This window comes from Streptomyces sp. SID13726 (assembly GCF_010548375.1).
Lineage (GTDB): Bacteria > Actinomycetota > Actinomycetes > Streptomycetales > Streptomycetaceae > Streptomyces.
In genome coordinates this window covers 1-1,194 of the sequence record NZ_JAAGLY010000058.1, presented here as the reverse complement: position 1 = coordinate 1,194, position 1,194 = coordinate 1, and the positions used below count along the sequence as shown (strand labels likewise).

General features: G+C 64.7%; 1 protein-coding gene. It reads right to left on the bottom strand.

Annotation, left to right across the window (positions count from 1 at the left end; translation table 11 throughout):
- Positions 1-699, bottom strand: a 699-nt coding sequence (locus G3I78_RS46300) for a Mur ligase domain-containing protein (RefSeq protein WP_239158447.1), incomplete at its 3' end; no start/stop codon positions are given.
- Positions 700-1,194 lie beyond the last annotated feature (495 nt).

Below are 1,194 nucleotides of genomic sequence, written 5' to 3'. Positions count from 1 at the left end.
CGCGCCAGGGTCGTCGACCCCAGCAACGACAAGTCCCCCCTCCGGAACTTGGTCAATGAACCGGTCGAAGGCTTCTATGTAGTGCTCGGCCGAAGGGTGCACGTCCATGTGATCGTCGTCGCTGACATTGGTGACCACCGCAATGTCTGGGGTGAGACGCAGAAAGGAACTGTCGCTTTCGTCGGTCTCGGCGATGAAGAACGGCCCCTCCCCATGGTGGGCGTTGGTGCCAAACCCGTGGAGTAGGGCGCCAAAGGCGAAGGAGGGATCGAGCCCGGCGTGCCGGGCAACGGTGGTCAGCATCGCGGAGGTGGACGTCTTGCCCGCATTACCTGCCACGCCGATGCCACGTCGCCCAGACATAAGCCGAGCCAGCACGTCTGCGCGGTGCAGGACCGTGAGGCCGCGCTCATGCGCCGCTATGAGTTCGGGGTTGGTTTCCGCAATCGCACTGGACACCACGACAGTACGCGCGTCGCCAAGGTTGGCCGGAACGTGTCCGATACACGTCGTGACACCCAGCTCTCGGAGTGCGTCCAAGCGGGGTGAATTCTTTATGTCGCTACCCGAGACTTCGGCGCCCCGGGCGGCCAGAATCCGCGCGATTCCGCTCATGCCCGAACCACCGAGACCAATGAAATGAAGCTTTCTCAGATCGGGATCATCTTGCGCCGGTACAGAAGTGAGCCGAAAAGTCATAACGGGTGAGCCTCTCTGGCGAGCGCAGGTGATTTCCCCAGCCTGACCCAAGCGCAAAGAATCCAGCAAGGGCTCGTGTTGGGGAACACTGGAACTGCAGGAGAATGACCGGGGAGCAAACCTGACTCGACGGCGCAACTCGGATATACCGAGCGCCGCTGTCCGTGCATCGCTCGGGTCGCCGGGCCCGGCGGCGCATCGGCCCAGGCACTGCCCGACGGCCTCTCCGTAGCCCCAAGCAGCTCTTACTGAGCTTCCTTGGACCAGGGGGAGTTGTTGGAAGAGGCCGCCGACGCCCCTCCCCGGATCGCGCGCGCATCGCGCAAGGCGGACTTATGGGGAAAGGCCTCCGTCCGCCCGGGTGCGGGGCGGACGGAGGGTACAGACCTTGGTGGCGCCCAGTCGCAGCACTCGGCACGGGCGCAGGTGAGGGCATCCGCCGCGGCCCGCAACCAGATCAGGGTCGGAGACCTCAACCAGCCGGCAGCAGAGCCT